Here is a 17,458-nt window from a genome sequence, read left to right as displayed (position 1 = left end):
TTTCGCCGCGAATGCTCGCTGACTAAACTTTGGGAAGGGTGAAAGCTATTGAACGAGCGTAAAGCTTCTCAATTGGAAACTGACGAGCTATGGGAACAGTGGAAAGAACACAGAGACCCTGATGCCAAAAAGAAGCTGATAGAGAGTTATCTCCATATTGTTGATTATGTATCCAGTCGTTTGGCTGTGGGATTACCCAAAAATGTATCCAAAGATGATTTAGCCAGTAATGGGGTTATGGGACTAATTGATGCGATTGAGAAATTCGACTACAAACGAGGATTGCAATTTCAGACCTATGCGTCCTGGCGTGTGCGTGGTGCGATATTAGATTCATTACGCCAAAGTGATTGGGTACCTAGATCCGTTAGGGAAAAAGCTAAAAAAATTGAGGACGCTTATCAGCAGCTGGAGCAGAAGCACTTAAGGTCAGTTAGTGACGAGGAAATGAGCCAATACCTTAATATTAGTGAACTGGAATTTCAAAATATGTTGCAGGATGTGGCTGTGATGTCACTTTGTTCACTGGAAGACCCGATTCGTGAAGAGGAATCAGAGACCCGAATGTCCATACTGGTGGACGATAAAGCTAAGAATCCGGATAGCAAGGTAAATGAATTCTACTTGCGCGAAGCGCTCACCAAAGGTATTGAGAAATTAACGGTGAAAGAAAGGACCGTTGTGTCCCTTTTATATTATGAAGATTTATCTTTAAGTGAGATTGCTGAGGTCATGTCGTTATCTCCTTCAAGAATTTCGCAGTTGCATTCCAAAGCTATTTTGCGGCTGAGGGGAACGCTCGAGAAGAACCGTGATCTCCTTATGCAGAACGATTAACCGTTAGCGGTGACAAGGGGGAGCAAAATTTGATCGGTCAATATGCTTTGAATCAGTACTTGAGTATAACTTTTTCGGAGGACAAAGGAATCGCGTATTTGCAGTTCTCCAAAAAGGATGAGAATTTTTCCTGCTCATCTACAGAACTGGAAGCCTTCCTGCACAGTCACAATATTCGCTACGGTATCAAGAGTGATGTTGTCGAACGTATTAGTAGTCATCCTGAGGAGTTTTTTTGGAGTAAAGTTCCGATTGCTGCAGGTTATCCTGCTGTGCATGGCACGGATGGACGAGTTATGCTTACAGTTGATCTGGAAGAGGACCGCAAACCGCTTGAGAAAGCGGATGGTAAGGTCGACTACAAGGACTTGGTCCGGCTTCGTAATGTGCTTAAAGGAAAGTTAATAGCTAAAATTATCCCTGCCCAGCCTGGAAAGTTAGGGATGACTGTAACTGGTGATGAGCTTGCTTTCAAGGCTGGAAAGGAAGCTCATTTTAAAATCGGGAAAAATGTACTCATTGATAACGATGGCACTTCGATGTACGCAGCGATTGATGGACTGGTCACGTTAACTGATAACGGGAAAATCAATGTGTTTCCTGTATATGAAGTGAATGGTGATGTCGATTACGGCACTGGAAATATTGATTTTGTAGGTACAGTCGTCATACGTGGGAATGTCCTTTCAGGCTTCACTGTAAAGTCTGCCGGTGATATTCGGGTTGTAGGCGGCGTTGAAGGTGCAGAGTTAATCTCTGGGGGCTCCATTGAAATTACTGGTGGAATTATCGGATATAACAAAGGCCAAGTTACCGCTGGAAAAAGTGTGAAGGTTTCTTTCATTCAAGATGGAAACGTAACCGCTGGTGAAGATGTAATTGTTTCTCAGAGTATTATGCACTCCAATATACGTGCTGGTAGAGATGTTATCTGTAACGGCTCTAAAGGTTTGATAGTGGGTGGAATCGTTCAGTCTGGAGAAAGAGTTGTAGCAAGAACTATAGGTAACACCATGTCCACTGCGACTGTGATTGAGGTAGGCGTGGTTCCAGAGCTTAGAAATGAGATTAACGAACTTCGTCAAGAGCTGCGGCAGCTGCTGGAGAACGAGGATAAAACCTCTAAAGCTTTGTATCTATTAAATCAATTGGCTACTAACGGTCAGCTCCCTGCGGATAAAGTGGCGCTTCGCGTCAAATTAAATGCTACTAAACAATCCCATCAACGTGAAGAAAAAAGAATTAAAGAACGGGTGCTAGAGATAGAAAGAATGTTAGAAGATACAGGTAGAGCGAGAGTTGAGGTTATCAAAACCATTTATGGCGGTTCAAAGATCATGATCGGCAGATATACCCGATTTGTTAAGGATGCTACGGAGCGGGTTGTGTTTATTTACAGTGATGGGGATATATCTTTAACGCCGTACAATTAATCGGGCGGGCAGCATTTGCGGCCGGCCATTACTTGTGAGAGAAGGGTTAAGATGAGCCTAAAACCGGTGGAACTGCAAATTGCTTTGCCTCGCACCACGGAGGCGGGTAAGCTTCAGAATGAATCTCAGCAACGTCCTGCTATCGACCAACATCAATTGGCTGGGCAAAATGTAAAACAAAGTCAGGAATTGGCCATGCGGAGCACTGAAGTGGATGAGTCTTCTGAATCAGCTTTACGGGATGGCGGTGGAAAAGGCAATCAGCATTCAGGTGGCAATTCTTCGTCAGATAAACATTCGAACCCGCCTGCAACCCGTGATGCTGAGCATCCTTACAAAGGCCAACGCATTGATCTAAGTCTTTAATAAGAATCTACACGAATCTACATCTGATATGTAAAAGGAGATAAGGCACTTGCAACCATGGGTTTATATTGTGCTAGTAGGTGTCGCCGCTATTCTTTATGCCCTTTTACTTCCCGCACGTGTAAAGGAAGGAAAAGCTAATCAGCAAAGCCTCAAAGATACAGAGGCTGCGCTTGAGCTATATATGGCAGACATAGAGCGCGAGAATGAGGAACTGGTACAATTAGTTAGTAGTATTAAACAACAATCGCAAACTAATCATAATGTACTGCAGGGACAGGTTAATGAATTACAGAGTCAAGTGGTAGAGTTGCAGAACAGCTCTTTAAAGCTAGAAGCACGAGTGGCCGAGGAAGAGAAGAGTTTGAAAGAACTTGCAGTGTCGGTTGAACAAGGTTCGAAGGTTAAAGTTGGTGTAAACGAAGATCCGTCTCTCCCAGCAGAGATGAGTTCAGTGTCGCCAGATGTGAAAGCGAAACCTATTAGTTCGATAAAATTACGTTACCCAAGATTGTTTGAACTGCATGAGCAGGGCAAATCGATAGACTCCATTGCCAAGACAGCTGGACTTCAGCGAGGGGAAGTGCAACTGATTCTGCAACTTGCCAAACAGGAGGAATCGGTATGATTAAGAACCGTTCATTCTTGTTCGGGCTAGGCACAGGACTAATTACTGGCGCTTTATTACTTCAATTAATGATCTCCGGTGGAGCGGCTCCACTTACCAAAGAACAAGTTCTACAGGGTGCGGAGAAACTGAATATGAAAGTCATCGATGAAGCTGCAGTACCTTCCTCAGGGGAAACTGAGAATGATAATAAAGAGGAAGTCACAGAGACCGGGGGGGCGACAGCAGAAAGCAAGGAGAACGTCAGCCCCTCTGCGCCGGCTGCTGCAGCCTCCCCCACGCCGGCAGTGTCACCTACAACGCCTGAGAGCTCTGATAAAGCCATTGCGCCGAACAAGCCATCTACGCCTACTAACGGCAAGGTTGAGCAGCCAAAGGTCACTCCAAAGGCCAGTGCCGCTCCAACCGCTGTAGCTCCTGTAACGCCTAAAGTCACAGCAAATGCTAGTGTTTCTGTTCGAATTCCATCTGGCAGCACATTGACCGCAACAACAGATATTTTAGCGAAGGCTGGCGTCATTAAAGATAAGTCTACTTTTCTAGAGGCTGCAAACAAACGTAAGATTAATACCAAAATTCAATCCGGTTCTTATAGCTTTAATAAGGGAGAAAGTATTGACTCGATAATAGAGAAATTAATAACTTTAAAGTGATCGTTGCATACACTGAGATAATATGGTATAGTAATTGACGGTGTTAAAACACACGCCGGTTGATTTCGACAAGGGGTGCTTTCTTCTGAAGAAAGTCTTGCTGAAAGATGACGCATGGCGGAGGAGACACACAATAAACCAAACTTAGGAGGTGTGTGAAGATGGCAGTAATCTCCATGAAACAGCTTCTAGAAGCTGGGGTACACTTCGGTCACCAGACTCGTCGTTGGAACCCAAAGATGGATCGTTATATCTTCACTGAAAGAAACGGAATTTACATTATTGACTTGCAAAAAACAGTCAAAAAGGTAGAGGAAGCTTACAACTTTGTAAAAAGCGTCGCTGGTGACAACGGCACAATCCTATTCGTAGGAACAAAGAAACAAGCTCAAGATTCCGTAAAAGAAGAAGCAGAACGTTCCGGTATGTTCTTCATTAACCAACGTTGGTTGGGCGGAACTCTTACCAACTTCCAAACTATCCAAAAGCGTATTGATCGCTTGAAGAAATTGGAATCTTGGGAAGAAGACGGTACTTTTGAAGTACTACCTAAGAAAGAAGTTATCCTTCTTCGCAAAGAGAAAGATCGTCTTGAAAAATTCTTGGGCGGTATCAAGAACATGAAAGGTCTTCCAAGCGCGCTGTTCATCATTGACCCGCGTAAAGAGCGTATTGCAGTTGCAGAAGCTCGCAAATTGGGTATTCCAATCGTAGCTATCGTTGATACTAACTGTGATCCAGACGAAATCGACTACGTAATTCCAGGTAACGACGACGCTATCCGCGCTGTTAAATTGTTGACTGGTAAAATGGCAGACGCTGTTGTTGAAGCTCACCAAGGCGAAGACACAACTACTGCTTAAGTAGCGACTAACACATACAAGAACTTAAATGAAAAGGGTGGTTGGCAGGTGGATAACCTCTCACTGCCCTTTTTTTAGGATAAAGGCCTTGAATAATGTAAGAAAACGACAATTACCTGGAGGGAATAAACAATGGCAGTTGATGCAAAAGCAGTAAAAGAACTTCGTGAAAGAACAGGCGCTGGTATGCTTGATTGTAAAAAAGCGCTTGAAGAAGCTAATAACGATATCACTAAAGCAGCAGAATTGCTTCGTGAAAAAGGTCTGTCTGCAGCAGCGAACAAAGCAGGACGTATTGCTACTGAAGGCGTTGTAGAATCTTACATCCACGCTGGCGGCCGTATTGGTGTACTTGTAGAAATCAACTGCGAAACTGACTTTGTTGGTAAAACAGATTCCTTCAAGGAATTTGCTCGCGATATCGCTATGCAAATCGCTGCAGCAAACCCGCGTTATGTTCGTCGTGAAGAAGTTCCACAAGAAGATGTTGAAAAAGAAAAAGAAATCCTGAAAGCTCAAGCTTTGAACGAAGGTAAGCCTGAGAAAATCATTGAAAAAATGGTTGAAGGACGTATTGGTAAATATTACGAAGAATATTGCTTGCTTGAGCAAACTTTCGTTAAAGACCCTGACAAAACAATCTCCCAATTGTTGAATGAAAAAATCAGCACCATCGGAGAAAACATCTCGATCCGTCGTTTTGCTCGTTTTGAACTAGGCGAAGGTTTGGAAAAGAAAGTGGATAACTTTGTTGAAGAAGTTATGGCACAAGTTAATCAATAATAGTTTCATCATAAATGTGAAGAATTGAATAAAGGCAAGCATCAGAAGAGCGGAACACGTACACGTAGTGTTCCGTCTTTTGCAGAAAGTGAGGGTATACATTTGGAACAGCCGGTATTTAAGAGAGTAGTCCTTAAGGTAAGTGGAGAGTCTTTGGCAGGACAAAACGGATATGGTATTGATGCCGACATGATTATTTCCATCGCTGAACAGATCAAGGAAGTTGTAGAACTTGGCGTTCAGGTTGCGATTGTTTGTGGCGGGGGGAACATTTGGCGCGGGATCGCGGGCAGCGCAAGCGGCATAGATCGCGCTACTGCAGATTATATGGGCATGCTGGCAACAGTAATGAACTCACTTGCACTGCAGGATGCATTGGAGCAAATCGATGTGCCAACAAGAGTACAGACTTCGATCTCGATGCAGCAAATTGCTGAACCATACATTCGTCGTCGTGCGATTCGCCACTTGGAGAAGGGCCGTGTTGTTATTTTTGCAGCAGGCACAGGTAACCCATTCTTCTCAACAGATACTACTGCAGCACTTAGAGCGGCAGAGATCGAAGCAGAAGTTATTCTGATGGCGAAAAATAAGGTTGATGGAGTATATTCTGCTGATCCGTTCAAAGATAGTACCGCTGAGAAATTCGAACAGCTTACTTATATGGATGTTCTGAACAAAAACCTCGGTGTTATGGATTCAACAGCTTCATCTTTATGCATGGATAACAATATACCGCTCATTGTATTTGCCATTACAGAACAAGGCAATATCAAACGTGTCGTTCTCGGTGAGAAGATCGGAACGATTGTTAAAGGGAGTGTAGATTAATGCCACAATCGGTCAAAAAAAATGCTGAAGAGCGTATGGAAAAAGCGATTTCATCGCTGAAACGTGACTTGGCGACATTACGTGCAGGACGTGCAACAACATCGCTTCTCGATCGTATTCAAGTTGAATATTACGGGGCACCTACTCCAATTAATCAGCTGGCCAACATTAGTACTCCGGATTCCCGGACACTGTTGATTCAGCCGTGGGACAAAACATCGATGTCTGATATTGAACGGGCGATCATGAAATCCGATATCGGATTGACACCTGCCAATGACGGCACCATTATTCGTCTTTCTATCCCTCCGCTGACTGAAGAGCGTCGGACGGACTTGGTTAAGCTGACTAAAAAGTTTGGTGAAGAAGCGAAAGTTGCGATCCGCAACATTCGCCGTGATGCCAACGATGATATTAAAAAGATGGAGAAAAACGGTATCTCTGAAGATGAGTCCCGTGGCCATCAGGAAGACATTCAAAAAACAACGGATAAGTTCATAGCCGAAGTTGACAAAGTGCTTGTTTCCAAAGAAAAAGAGATTATGGAAGTTTAATGATATTCAAGAGACTTAAGGCCCCTCCGTTAATGGTGGGGTTTGTCTCTTTCTGATAAGAGCTTGGAGGAAACGGAAATGATCAAACGGATTCAAGCGTGGCTGAGCCGTAAAGACAGGCAACAGTCAGTCGAGATTTCACCGGATAACATTCCCCGGCATGTGGCTGTGATAATGGATGGTAATGGACGCTGGGCTAAACGGCGCGGCTTACCGCGCGTTATGGGTCATCAGAACGGCATGAAGGCTGTCAAACGTGCTACGATCGCTGCAGACGAATTAGGTATTAAATACTTAACGATGTATGCGTTCTCGACAGAAAACTGGATACGCCCGAAAGAAGAAGTCGATTACTTGATGCGTTTGCCTGGGGAGTTTCTGGCGATTGAGCTTGATGAGCTAATCGAGAAGAATGTTCAAGTACGCATGATGGGTGACGCTGACGCTTTACCTTCATATACCCGTAAGGCTATGGAAGAGGCGGTAGCTCGAACAAAAGAGAATACTGGATTGATCTTAAATTTTGCTCTTAACTATGGTGGACGCAATGAAATAGAAGGCTGTATGCGCAGTTTAGGGAAAGATATCCAAGCTGGTATATTGTCGCCAGAAGAAATTACATCAGAGTTGATTAACAACAGACTATTAACTGCTGGTTTACCCGATCCTGATTTGCTGATACGTACAAGCGGAGAAATTCGGCTTAGCAATTTTATGTTATGGCAGGTTGCCTATAGTGAACTGTGGTTTACTGATGTGTACTGGCCTGAGTTCGACAAAGAGCATTTGCATCAGGCCGTTGCTGAATATCAACGACGAACACGCCGTTATGGTGGACTGAAGTAGCTTGTTAGGAGATGGAACCTTTGAAGCAGCGATTGATTACCGGAATTGTTGCCGGAGTATTATTTTTAGGGTTATGTGTACTGGGAAACTGGCCGTATCAGGTTCTGCTTATTGCTATGGCTCTTATAGGTTTTTATGAATTTGTCAAAATGATAGGTATTCCTACGCTTTCCGGTACTACTGTTCTGGGTTACGCAGCTATTCTAAGCTTCATGATCCCATGGAATTTGCTTGGTGTTAATGAGCCGTTGTCCTGGGAGCAAGGGATTTGGATTCTGCTGTTATTGTTCCTTCTGGTCACCGTTTTTACTAAAAATAAATTAGATATTCGAGTAACAGCCTTGCTGTTTACTGGCATTGTATACATTGGAATGGGCTTCTCTTATATGGCCGTGGCTCGTGCATCGGATGACGGACATGGTTTGTTCTGGACTTTTTTGCTCCTGTTCTGCATTTGGGGCAGTGATGCGGGGGCATATTTTGTAGGCAGAAGCTTTGGCAAGAATAAGCTCTGGCCGGCCATCAGTCCTAACAAAACGGTGGAAGGTGCTGTTGGCGGGGTACTGATCTCGATGCTTATTTCTATCGTGTTTGCGCTGCTTGCTCCTGAACACTTGACGATAGGACGAGCATTGCTTATTGGGCTTTCTTGTGCGATATTAGGACAGCTTGGAGATCTTGTGCAGTCAGCTTATAAACGTGCGTATGGCATTAAAGACTCAGGTACACTTTTGCCAGGGCATGGCGGTATTCTTGATCGATGTGACAGCTGGATTATCGTATTTCCATTCGTACATATTGTAATGCTTATGCCTTACTATTAAACGAAGGGAGAGAGAGTATAACTATGAAAAAAATAAGTGTTCTAGGTTCGACGGGTTCGATCGGCACTCAGACTCTAGATGTCATCGCAATGCACCCAGACTCTTTTGAAGTAGATGGCTTGGCGGCCGGAACAAATACAGCATTATTACTGGAGCAAGTTCGTCGTTTTAACCCGCGTAGAGTCTCTGTGGCAACGAAAGAGCTGGCAGATGAGATTAGATCCAGCCTACCTTCTGGTATAGAGCTTTACAGCGGGAATGAAGGGCTTGTTGAAGTGGCGGCTGGCGGCGATGCCGAAATGGTCGTAACGGCTGTTATGGGAAGCGTAGGGCTTCAATCAACACTAGCGGCAATTGAAGCTGGCAAACATATTGGACTCGCCAATAAGGAGACATTAGTAACGGCCGGACATTTGGTCACTGATCTTGCTAATCGTAAGGGAGTTAAGATGTTGCCGATTGATAGTGAGCATTCAGCTATTTATCAATGTCTCAATGGCGAGAACATCTCAGATATTGCCTATATTACTTTAACAGCATCCGGCGGCTCATTCCGTGACTTTACGCGTGATCAGCTTAAGGATGTGACGGTAGAAGATGCGCTTCGTCATCCGAATTGGAGCATGGGCGCGAAAATAACGATAGATTCTGCTACAATGGTGAACAAGGGCCTAGAGGTTATTGAAGCGCATTGGTTATTCGGTCTTCCGTATGAACAAGTGAATGTGCTGCTGCACCCGGAGAGCATCATTCACTCTTATGTTGAATTCCGTGATAGCAGTATTATTGCCCAGCTTGGCAATCCCGATATGCGTGTCCCGATTCAATATGCACTTACTTATCCAGCTCGTTGGGAATCTCCGGCACAGCGTTTGTCGTTAGCAGAGATAGGACGTTTGACCTTCCGTGAAATGGACTTTGAACGTTACCCTGCACTGAAGCTAGCGATAGATTGTGGAAAAGCTGGTGGAACAGCGACTACGGCTTTTAATGCTGCGAACGAAATAGCTGTTGCTCGATTCTTGAGTCATGAGATCTCGTTCCTGCGTATTGAGGAGATTATCGGAGAAGTGCTAGATCGTCATAATAACGAGCATAATCCGAATCTGGAACAAATTGAATCCTGTGATAGACGTGTTCGAGAACTGGCAGCTACGCTGTAGAACGTTGAAAGATCTCCTTTTAGAAATATAAGAAAGTATAAGTTTCACTTTATACAGTATCCTTATATTTCTCGCGTAAACGCGTACCGACTCCTTAAGGGACACCGATGGTGTTATTGCTTGACTGGAAATACTTACTTTGCCCTAAAAATAGGTTGGGACAGTTGATTCTCTTGTGCCTGATCGGAGAATAATGATAAATTAAGAGGACATACTTCGGTCTTACACCTAAAGGGGGATGATACGTTTGGAAATGGTTCAGGTCGTTTTTTTAACGGTGCTCATGTTTTTTGTACTTGTGACTGTACACGAATGGGGTCACTATTATTTTGCCAAACGCGCCGGTATTCTCGTGAGGGAATTTGCTATCGGTTTCGGTCCGAAACTGTTTTCTTATAAACGGAATGAGACTCAGTTCACTCTTCGCTTACTGCCTTTTGGCGGTTATGCCCGTATGGCTGGTGAAGATCCTGAGATTGTCGAGATTGGTTCTGGACAGACCATTGCGGTAAGGCTCGGACAAGACAATAAAGTTAAAAACATTTATCTGGATGCACTAGACACCCGTAGAAATGTTATCCGTGGTGAGGCGTTGAATACCGATCTCGAGGATAAATTGCAGATTACCTTAGATGTGGACGGAGAAGTTACTACTTATGATGTTCATCCGCAAGCGATGATGATTAAAGGAACGCAACAGACACAAATTGCACCTAAAGATCGTCAATTCGGCAGCAAGACCGTGGGTCAGCGTGCGTTGGCTATTGTTGCGGGTCCTGTGATGAACTTTCTGTTAGCCTTTGTACTCTTCGCCATCCATTTGCAAATGGTCGGTATTCAAGTTGAAAATCCTACTTTTGTTAAGATTGGCGACGTCTCCGAAGGAATGCCTGCGCAAGAAGCAGGACTCCAAAAGGGCGACATCATTGTCTCCATCAATGGTGAGAAGATCGGTGCTGATTACCAAAAAATGATTAGCTTGACCTCGGAGTCCAAAGGGAAAGAAATGAACTGGACGCTGCAGCGGGGAGAGGAAACCCTTAACGTTACGCTAGTTCCTCGTAGTATGGAAGGGCAAGAAGGCGGTAAAATAGGCATCACTCCTGAGCTGCCTACTCGTAAAGCTGGTTTTGGCGAGACGATAACAGGTTCAGGAAAAGCTATGGTCGATACGACAGAAGCTATCTTTTTGGGCTTTAAACAATTGATCAATAAATTCAATATGGATGATATTGGAGGTCCGGTTCGTACGTTTGAAGTAACCGGTCAAATTGCTCAACAAGGTATTCAGTATCTTACATACTGGGCCGCTATTTTGAGTCTATATCTGGGGATATTTAACCTCTTGCCGATTCCGGCACTCGATGGAAGCCGTCTGGCATTCCTAGGTGTAGAGGCACTGCGTGGCAAACCTGTGGATCCGGGTCATGAAGGCATGGTTCACTTTGTAGGTTTTGCACTGCTATTTTTATTAATGATTGCTGTTACGTATAATGATATTTTACGTTTGATCAGCGGCTAATTTTCTTCGGGAGGCATTCCATTACATGGCAAAAGATAAACAATTCGTTACGGAAATCACGCCGCAAAGCGAGGATTTCTCACGCTGGTATATTGATGTTATTAAAAAAGGAGACTTGATGGATTACTCTCCTGTTCGTGGCTGTATTGTATTTAAGCCAGAAGGCTATGAAATATGGGAGCATATTCAGGAGGAAATGAACCGTCGACTCAAGGAAACTGGGCATCGAAACGCTTATTTTCCAGTGTTCATTCCAGAGAGTTTCTTTCAGAAGGAAAAGGATCACATTGAAGGCTTTAATCCAGAGCTGCCATGGGTAACAGAAGCGGGTGGTGACGTACTTGAGGAACGTCTCGCAGTTCGTCCTACTTCAGAGACCATGTTCGGCCACATGTACTCCAAATGGATTCAATCTTATCGTGACCTTCCTGTACTTATCAATCAATGGGCGAACGTGGTTCGTTGGGAGAAACGTACATTGCCATTTATCCGCACTACTGAGTTTCTTTGGCAAGAAGGGCATACCGCGCATGAGAATGAAGCGGAAGCTCGTGAAGAAACTATGCGGATGCTGGATAACTACCGTGATTTTGTCGAGACCTATCTTGCCATTCCGGTTATTACCGGACAAAAGACACCTTCCGAGCGTTTTGCCGGTGCGGTAGATACGTATTCTATTGAAGCGATGATGAAGGATGGACGCGCTGTTCAGGCTGCTACTTCACATTACCTTGGCACCAAGTTTGCCACAGCTTTTGAGATTCAATATTTAAGCCGTGACAATAATTTGGAGTATGTACACACTACTTCATGGGGCTCAACCACTCGCTTGATTGGCTCCTTGATTATGGTACATGGAGATGACCGCGGTCTTGTTCTGCCGCCTAAGGTAGCTCCAACGCAAGTTATTATGATTCCTATCGGACCTCCTAAGACCCGCGAAGCTGTGATTGGGCGGACGGACGAGCTGTTTAAGGAATTGAAGAATGCTGGCGTTCGTGTACGTGTAGATGATCGTTCAGATGTTACCCCAGGCTGGAAGTTTAATGAATATGAAATGCGTGGAGTGCCAGTACGTTTGGAGCTTGGACCACGCGATATGGAGAATGGCGTCTGCGTTCTCGTCTCACGTGTCACTGGTGAGAAGAAGGTTATTCAACAGGAAAACCTCGTAGAAGAGGTTCAAACAATGCTTGAACAGGTTCACAATGAAATGTTCGAACGTGCGCTGAAATTCCGTGAGGACCATTTCTATTCTGTAGATTCCTTGGAGGAAATGAAAGCTTCGATGGACGAAAAACGTGGATTTGCTCTAGCGGGATGGTGTGGTTCCGAAGAATGCGAGTCCAAAGTTAAGGAAGAGACAGGTGCGGGTAGCCGCAATATTCCTTTTGATCCAGCGGAGACTAAGCAAGTCTGCATATGCTGTGGCCAACCAGCCAAGCATACTGTGGTTTTTGCAAAGGCATATTAATCTTTAGGCACCGATCAACAGTCTTGTAGTATTTTAATTTAGCTTCTGGCGAGAGGAGTCGGCGGGCCGTAAGAACCCAATGCTTTTTGAACCCAGAAGCTTTTTAAAATATAAGAATTTATAGGTTTTCACTATAAATTCTTATATTTTTACGAGAAACAGTTGTCGTCTTTAAAAGTCGACTACATCGTTTCTTCTTATCATATTGTACTTTCACTGTATATCATGGATAGTTTTAACTGGGTTATTAAAGGTGGGAGGAAAGCATGGAACAAAACCAGGAGAGAAGAAAAAGGTTCGAGCTCTTGATGAAGCAGGGTGAAATTCCACCTGCAATCATGGACCCCTACTTTTTGGATGGGTATATAGAACGTGTTGAGATCAGTCGTGGCAACCGGGACTGGCAAATCGTTATAGCGAAAGATAGTCTGGTTCCAGCACAGGTATATCGGACATTTTGCCTTAGAATGCGGGAGAAGCTACAGCATATAGCTAAAGTAAGCTTTTTGTTCCTATATGATGAGAAGGTTAGCAGAGCGGAGCTTGTCCAGGAATATTGGGGACTGTTTCTGGAGTGGGTACATCGGGAGATTCCATCGGTAAACGGCTGGCTGACCCGCTCCTCACAGGAGCTTAAAGAGGATACTTTAATGTTAACGATGAGTGATTCCACTTCGATGGAGTTAGCTCGCAAAAAAAGCATCGATGGAGCAATTATTAAATTTTATGATAAGTATTTCGGTCTCTCCTTAAAGGTTAAATTACTAATGGCGGAGAACGAAAATAATAATGTTGAAGCATTCGAAGAATTTCAGCAAAAGCTTCAGCAAGAACAACGCGAGATCGTTGAGCAGATGATGACTGCTGTGGAAACAGAAGCTCCTGCTGATGATAGCGATCCTAATGAAGTAATTAAGCTTCAAGTGGGGTATGAAATTAAGGAACAGGCCGTGCCGATTCTTGAAATTCAAGATGAAGAGAAGAAAATTACAATTCAGGGTACCATTTTTGGTCTGGATCGTAAGGAGCTTCGCAATGGCAGTACCTTGTTCACTTTCAGTCTGACCGATTTTACGGATTCTCTACAAATGAAGATGTTCGCGAAGACTAAAGATGATCTGAAGGTTATGAGTCAGCTAGCTAATGGCAAATGGGTAAGAGCACGCGGGAAAGTAGAATATGACCGTTTTATGCAGATTCCTGAGCTCGTGATGATCCCTTCGGATTTAACGGAAGTTAAGGCACCGCCTGCGCGTAAAGATACAGCTCCTAAGAAACGGGTGGAATTCCACCTTCACACTACGATGAGTACGATGGATGCGGTCACTCCGATCACTACCTATGTCAAAACAGCTGCCCAGTGGGGGCATCCTGCGATTGCGATTTCTGATCATGGCGGCGTTCAGGCTTTTCCTGATGCAAACCATGCAGCTCATAAGCATAAGATAAAAATGATTTATGGCGTGGAAGCTAATGTTGTAAATGACTCTGTGAATATTGTCGAGAACGCTCAGCCTTTGGACTTGAAGACAGCTACCTATGTAGTGTTTGATATAGAAACCACGGGTTTATCGATTACCCGCAATAATATTACGGAGCTGGCGGCCATTAAAATGTGCGAAGGCAAAGAAGTAGACCGTTATTCTACTTTTGTTAATCCGCATGAGAAAATCCCTTATCATATTCAGCAATTGACCAATATTACGGATGAAATGGTTAAGGATGCTCCTGATCTTGAGCCAGTACTGCGTAAGTTTGTTGAATTTGTGGGTGACAGTATCCTTGTAGCTCATAACGCCAGATTTGATATGGGTTTTATTCAGGCCTCGTTACGTAAAATAGGTGAACCTGTGCTTCCGAATCCATCTCTTGATACGCTTGAGCTCGCGCGGTTACTATATCCAAGCATGAAGAATCACAGGCTGAACACATTAGCCGATAAATATAAAGTTCTTCTGGAAAGCCATCACCGTGCGATTGATGATACCATAGCACTTGGCGGTATATTAACAGGATTGCTCGCAGATGCTGAAAAGATGAAGGGCATGACCCGCCTTGATCGACTAAACGATTATGTGGGTAATGATCTTTCGAACACAAGACCGTTCCACTGTAATATTTATGCACTTAATCAAATAGGCAAAAAAAATCTCTATAAGCTCATTTCCATGTCACATACGGAATATTTCAAACGTGTACCTTGTATTCCAAAATCCAAGCTGGAAGAGCATAGAGATGGACTGCTAGTGATTTCCGGTTGTGAACGTGGAGAGTTTTTTGAAGCAGTACTCAACAAAACGACTGAGGAAGCCATGGAGGTTGCTCATTTTTATGATGTGCTGGAGATTCAGCCATTGACCATGTACATGCACTTGGTGGACAAGGGTTTTGTAGCAGGGCCTGATGAGCTTCGCGATGTAGTCCGGAAGGTTTGCGAAATAGGGGAACAGTTGAATAAACCTGTTATCGCAACGGGGAATGTACATTATCTTGAACCCCGGGACAAGCTGTATCGTGATATTACGATTAATGGGATCACGGGCTTTAGTCCGCTTAAAGACCAACGCAAACCGGATGCACACTTCCGCACAACAGATGAAATGCTGTCTGAATTCGAATTTCTCGGTGCTGAAAAAGCGATGGAAGTCGTTGTCACAAATACAGTTGAGCTGGCGGAGCGTTTTGAAGAACTGGAGCTATTTCCAGATAAGCTATTTACACCAATTATTGACGGGGCGGACGAAGAAATTCGCGAGACCTGCTACAATACTGCCAAATCCATTTACGGTGAAGAGCTGCCTGAGGTAGTTATTGCCCGTTTGGAGAAAGAGCTTGCACCGATTATTAAATACGGGTTCTCTGCCAACTATTTGATTTCTGAACGTCTCGTTAAAAAGTCAAATCAGGATGGGTATCTCGTAGGCTCACGGGGTTCCGTAGGTTCTTCTGTAGTAGCTACATTTCTAGGAATTTCAGAAGTTAATCCTTTGCCTGCGCATTATATTTGCCTAAACCCCGAGTGTCGCCATAATGAATGGTTCCTGGACGGTAGTGTGCGGAGCGGATTCGATTTACCAGATAAAGTCTGCCCGGATTGCGGTCAGAAGCTCAAAGGTGAAGGCCAGGATATTCCGTTCGAGACCTTCCTTGGATTTAAAGGGGATAAAGTCCCCGATATCGACTTGAACTTCTCAGGGGAATATCAGCCGAATGCACATAACTTTACCAAAGAAATGTTTGGTGAGAAAAATGTATTCCGTGCCGGAACGATTGGTACCGTAGCTGAGAAGACAGCCTTCGGATTTGCAAAAAAATACGAAGAACTTCACCAGAAACGTTGGCGTGGAGCTGAAGTTGGCCGTCTGGCGGCTGGCTGTACAGGCGTTAAACGTAGTACGGGACAGCATCCGGGTGGTATAGTCGTTGTTCCAGACTATATGGAGGTAGAAGATATTACGCCAGTACAATTCCCGGCGGATGATGTCAATGCTGAATGGAAGACCACACACTTTGATTATCACGCTTTTGACGCGAATTTGCTGAAGCTTGATATTCTGGGTCATGATGATCCGACGATGATGCGGATGCTTCAGGATTTGACAGGTGTTGATCCAACTTCTATCCCGATGAATGATCCGAAAGTAATGAGCATGTTTAACTCTACAGATGCACTTGGAGTAAGACCTGACGAAATCAGATCACCGGTTGCGACCTATGGTGTGCCCGAAATGGGTACCAAGTTCGTACGTCAAATGCTTATTGAGTCGAAGCCGTCCAGCTTTGCTGACTTACTGCAAATATCAGGTTTGTCTCATGGTACTGGTGTTTGGCTTGGTAACGCTCAAGAGCTTATAAAGAATAACACTTGTAACATTAAGACCGTTATCGGTTGTCGTGATGACATCATGCTCTTCTTAATTTATAAAGCGGGAATGGATGCGAGCTTGGCCTTTAAAATTACCGAGAGTGTTCGTAAAGGTAAAGGTTTGTCTGACGAATGGATCGAGGAAATGAAAAAGTGCAAGGTCCCACAATGGTATATTGATTCTTGTCTAAAGATTCAATACATGTTCCCGAAGGCGCATGCTGCTGCATACGTAATTTCTGCAGTACGTACCGCCTACTTCAAGCTGTATCATCCTATTGAATATTATGCGACTTATTTCTCTGTACGTGCAGCAGATTTTGATATTGAATTGTGCTGTAAGGGGTATGAAGCCATCAGCCGTCAGATCGTAGAGATTGAGCAAAAAGGATTTCAAGCTTTGCCTAAGGAAAAGGCTATGTTGCCTGTCCTTGAGATGGCTTTGGAGATGACGGCACGTGGGTTTACATTCAAAAACATTGATCTTTACCGCTCAGAAGCGAATAAGTTTATTGTTGATGACAAGAGTTTGATTCCTCCGTTTTCTGCTTTAGCGGGAATTGGTGAGAATGCTGCTATCAACATAGCTGCTGCGAAAGATGCTGGCGAGTTCCTGTCAATTGAAGATTTCCAGCAGAAATCAAAGGCAAGTAAGACGGTTATAGAGCTGCTGACCGGCATGGGCTGCTTCCGCGGCTTACCGGAAAGTAATCAACTTTCCCTATTTTAAAGGCTTTATCAACACTTATTTCATGGCTAGAAAAGAGTGCTCCAAAGGGGGAGTCAAGGGCTAGCACTTGTCAGTCCAGTTTCCCT

15 protein-coding genes are annotated in these 17,458 nt (G+C 44.1%); all 15 read left to right on the top strand.

The genetic code is table 11. The annotated features are described in order from the left end of the window. Positions 1-48 precede the first annotated feature (48 nt). The 15 genes from NST58_RS19765 (at position 49) to NST58_RS19695 (ending at position 17,372) form a co-directional block, all read left to right on the top strand. Entirely contained in the window at positions 49-837 is a 789-nt protein-coding gene (locus NST58_RS19765) for a FliA/WhiG family RNA polymerase sigma factor (RefSeq protein WP_076127824.1), read from the top strand. Between the two features lie 29 nt (positions 838-866). Further along, positions 867-2,270, top strand: a complete 1,404-nt coding sequence (locus tag NST58_RS19760) for a FapA family protein (protein ID WP_036688497.1) — start codon at positions 867-869, stop codon at positions 2,268-2,270. Between the two features lie 51 nt (positions 2,271-2,321). Beyond that, positions 2,322-2,636 carry a hypothetical protein gene (locus NST58_RS19755; RefSeq protein ID WP_076127826.1) on the top strand — a complete coding sequence of 105 codons (315 nt, stop codon included), beginning with the start codon at positions 2,322-2,324 and terminating at the stop codon, positions 2,634-2,636. Positions 2,637-2,685: 49 nt separating this feature from the next. Further along, positions 2,686-3,264, top strand: a complete 579-nt coding sequence (locus NST58_RS19750) for a hypothetical protein (RefSeq protein WP_076127828.1) — start codon at positions 2,686-2,688, stop codon at positions 3,262-3,264. Next, complete coding sequence (locus NST58_RS19745; RefSeq protein WP_076127830.1) at positions 3,261-3,917, top strand: endolytic transglycosylase MltG; 657 nt, start codon at positions 3,261-3,263, stop codon at positions 3,915-3,917. Before NST58_RS19750 ends, NST58_RS19745 begins: the two co-directional genes overlap by 4 nt. A 161-nt stretch (positions 3,918-4,078) precedes the next feature. After that, positions 4,079-4,780 (top strand): 30S ribosomal protein S2, encoded by a 702-nt coding sequence (gene rpsB, locus NST58_RS19740; protein ID WP_036688493.1) that lies wholly within the window; start codon positions 4,079-4,081, stop codon positions 4,778-4,780. Between the two features lie 132 nt (positions 4,781-4,912). Continuing rightward, the gene (tsf, locus tag NST58_RS19735) at positions 4,913-5,563 is read left to right on the top strand and encodes a translation elongation factor Ts (RefSeq protein WP_036688492.1); all 651 of its coding nucleotides are present in this window, start codon (positions 4,913-4,915) and stop codon (positions 5,561-5,563) included. Positions 5,564-5,665: 102 nt separating this feature from the next. Continuing rightward, positions 5,666-6,394 (top strand): UMP kinase, encoded by a 729-nt coding sequence (gene pyrH, locus NST58_RS19730; RefSeq protein ID WP_036688491.1) that lies wholly within the window; start codon positions 5,666-5,668, stop codon positions 6,392-6,394. Further along, positions 6,394-6,948, top strand: coding sequence for a ribosome recycling factor (gene frr, locus NST58_RS19725; protein WP_076127832.1), 555 nt, complete (start codon positions 6,394-6,396; stop codon positions 6,946-6,948). The genes pyrH and frr overlap by 1 nt, the downstream gene beginning before the upstream one ends. A 78-nt stretch (positions 6,949-7,026) precedes the next feature. After that, positions 7,027-7,794 carry an isoprenyl transferase gene (locus NST58_RS19720; protein WP_076127834.1) on the top strand — a complete coding sequence of 256 codons (768 nt, stop codon included), beginning with the start codon at positions 7,027-7,029 and terminating at the stop codon, positions 7,792-7,794. Between the two features lie 20 nt (positions 7,795-7,814). Then, positions 7,815-8,618, top strand: coding sequence for a phosphatidate cytidylyltransferase (locus tag NST58_RS19715; protein ID WP_076127836.1), 804 nt, complete (start codon positions 7,815-7,817; stop codon positions 8,616-8,618). A 23-nt stretch (positions 8,619-8,641) separates the two neighbouring features. Further along, entirely contained in the window at positions 8,642-9,781 is a 1,140-nt protein-coding gene (locus tag NST58_RS19710; RefSeq protein ID WP_339243922.1) for a 1-deoxy-D-xylulose-5-phosphate reductoisomerase, read from the top strand. A 247-nt stretch (positions 9,782-10,028) separates the two neighbouring features. Beyond that, positions 10,029-11,303, top strand: a complete 1,275-nt coding sequence (gene rseP, locus NST58_RS19705) for an RIP metalloprotease RseP (RefSeq protein ID WP_076127839.1) — start codon at positions 10,029-10,031, stop codon at positions 11,301-11,303. A 25-nt stretch (positions 11,304-11,328) separates the two neighbouring features. Beyond that, entirely contained in the window at positions 11,329-12,777 is a 1,449-nt protein-coding gene (gene proS / locus NST58_RS19700; RefSeq protein WP_036688477.1) for a proline--tRNA ligase, read from the top strand. 266 nt (positions 12,778-13,043) lie between these two features. Further along, positions 13,044-17,372: a PolC-type DNA polymerase III gene (locus NST58_RS19695; protein WP_076127841.1), complete on the top strand. Its 4,329-nt coding sequence runs from the start codon at positions 13,044-13,046 to the stop codon at positions 17,370-17,372. Positions 17,373-17,458: the final 86 nt, after the last annotated feature.

This window comes from Paenibacillus sp. FSL R10-2796 (assembly GCF_037965315.1).
Taxonomy (GTDB): Bacteria; Bacillota; Bacilli; order Paenibacillales; family Paenibacillaceae; genus Paenibacillus_AQ; species Paenibacillus_AQ odorifer.
This window is presented reverse-complemented; position numbering and strand designations above follow the sequence as displayed.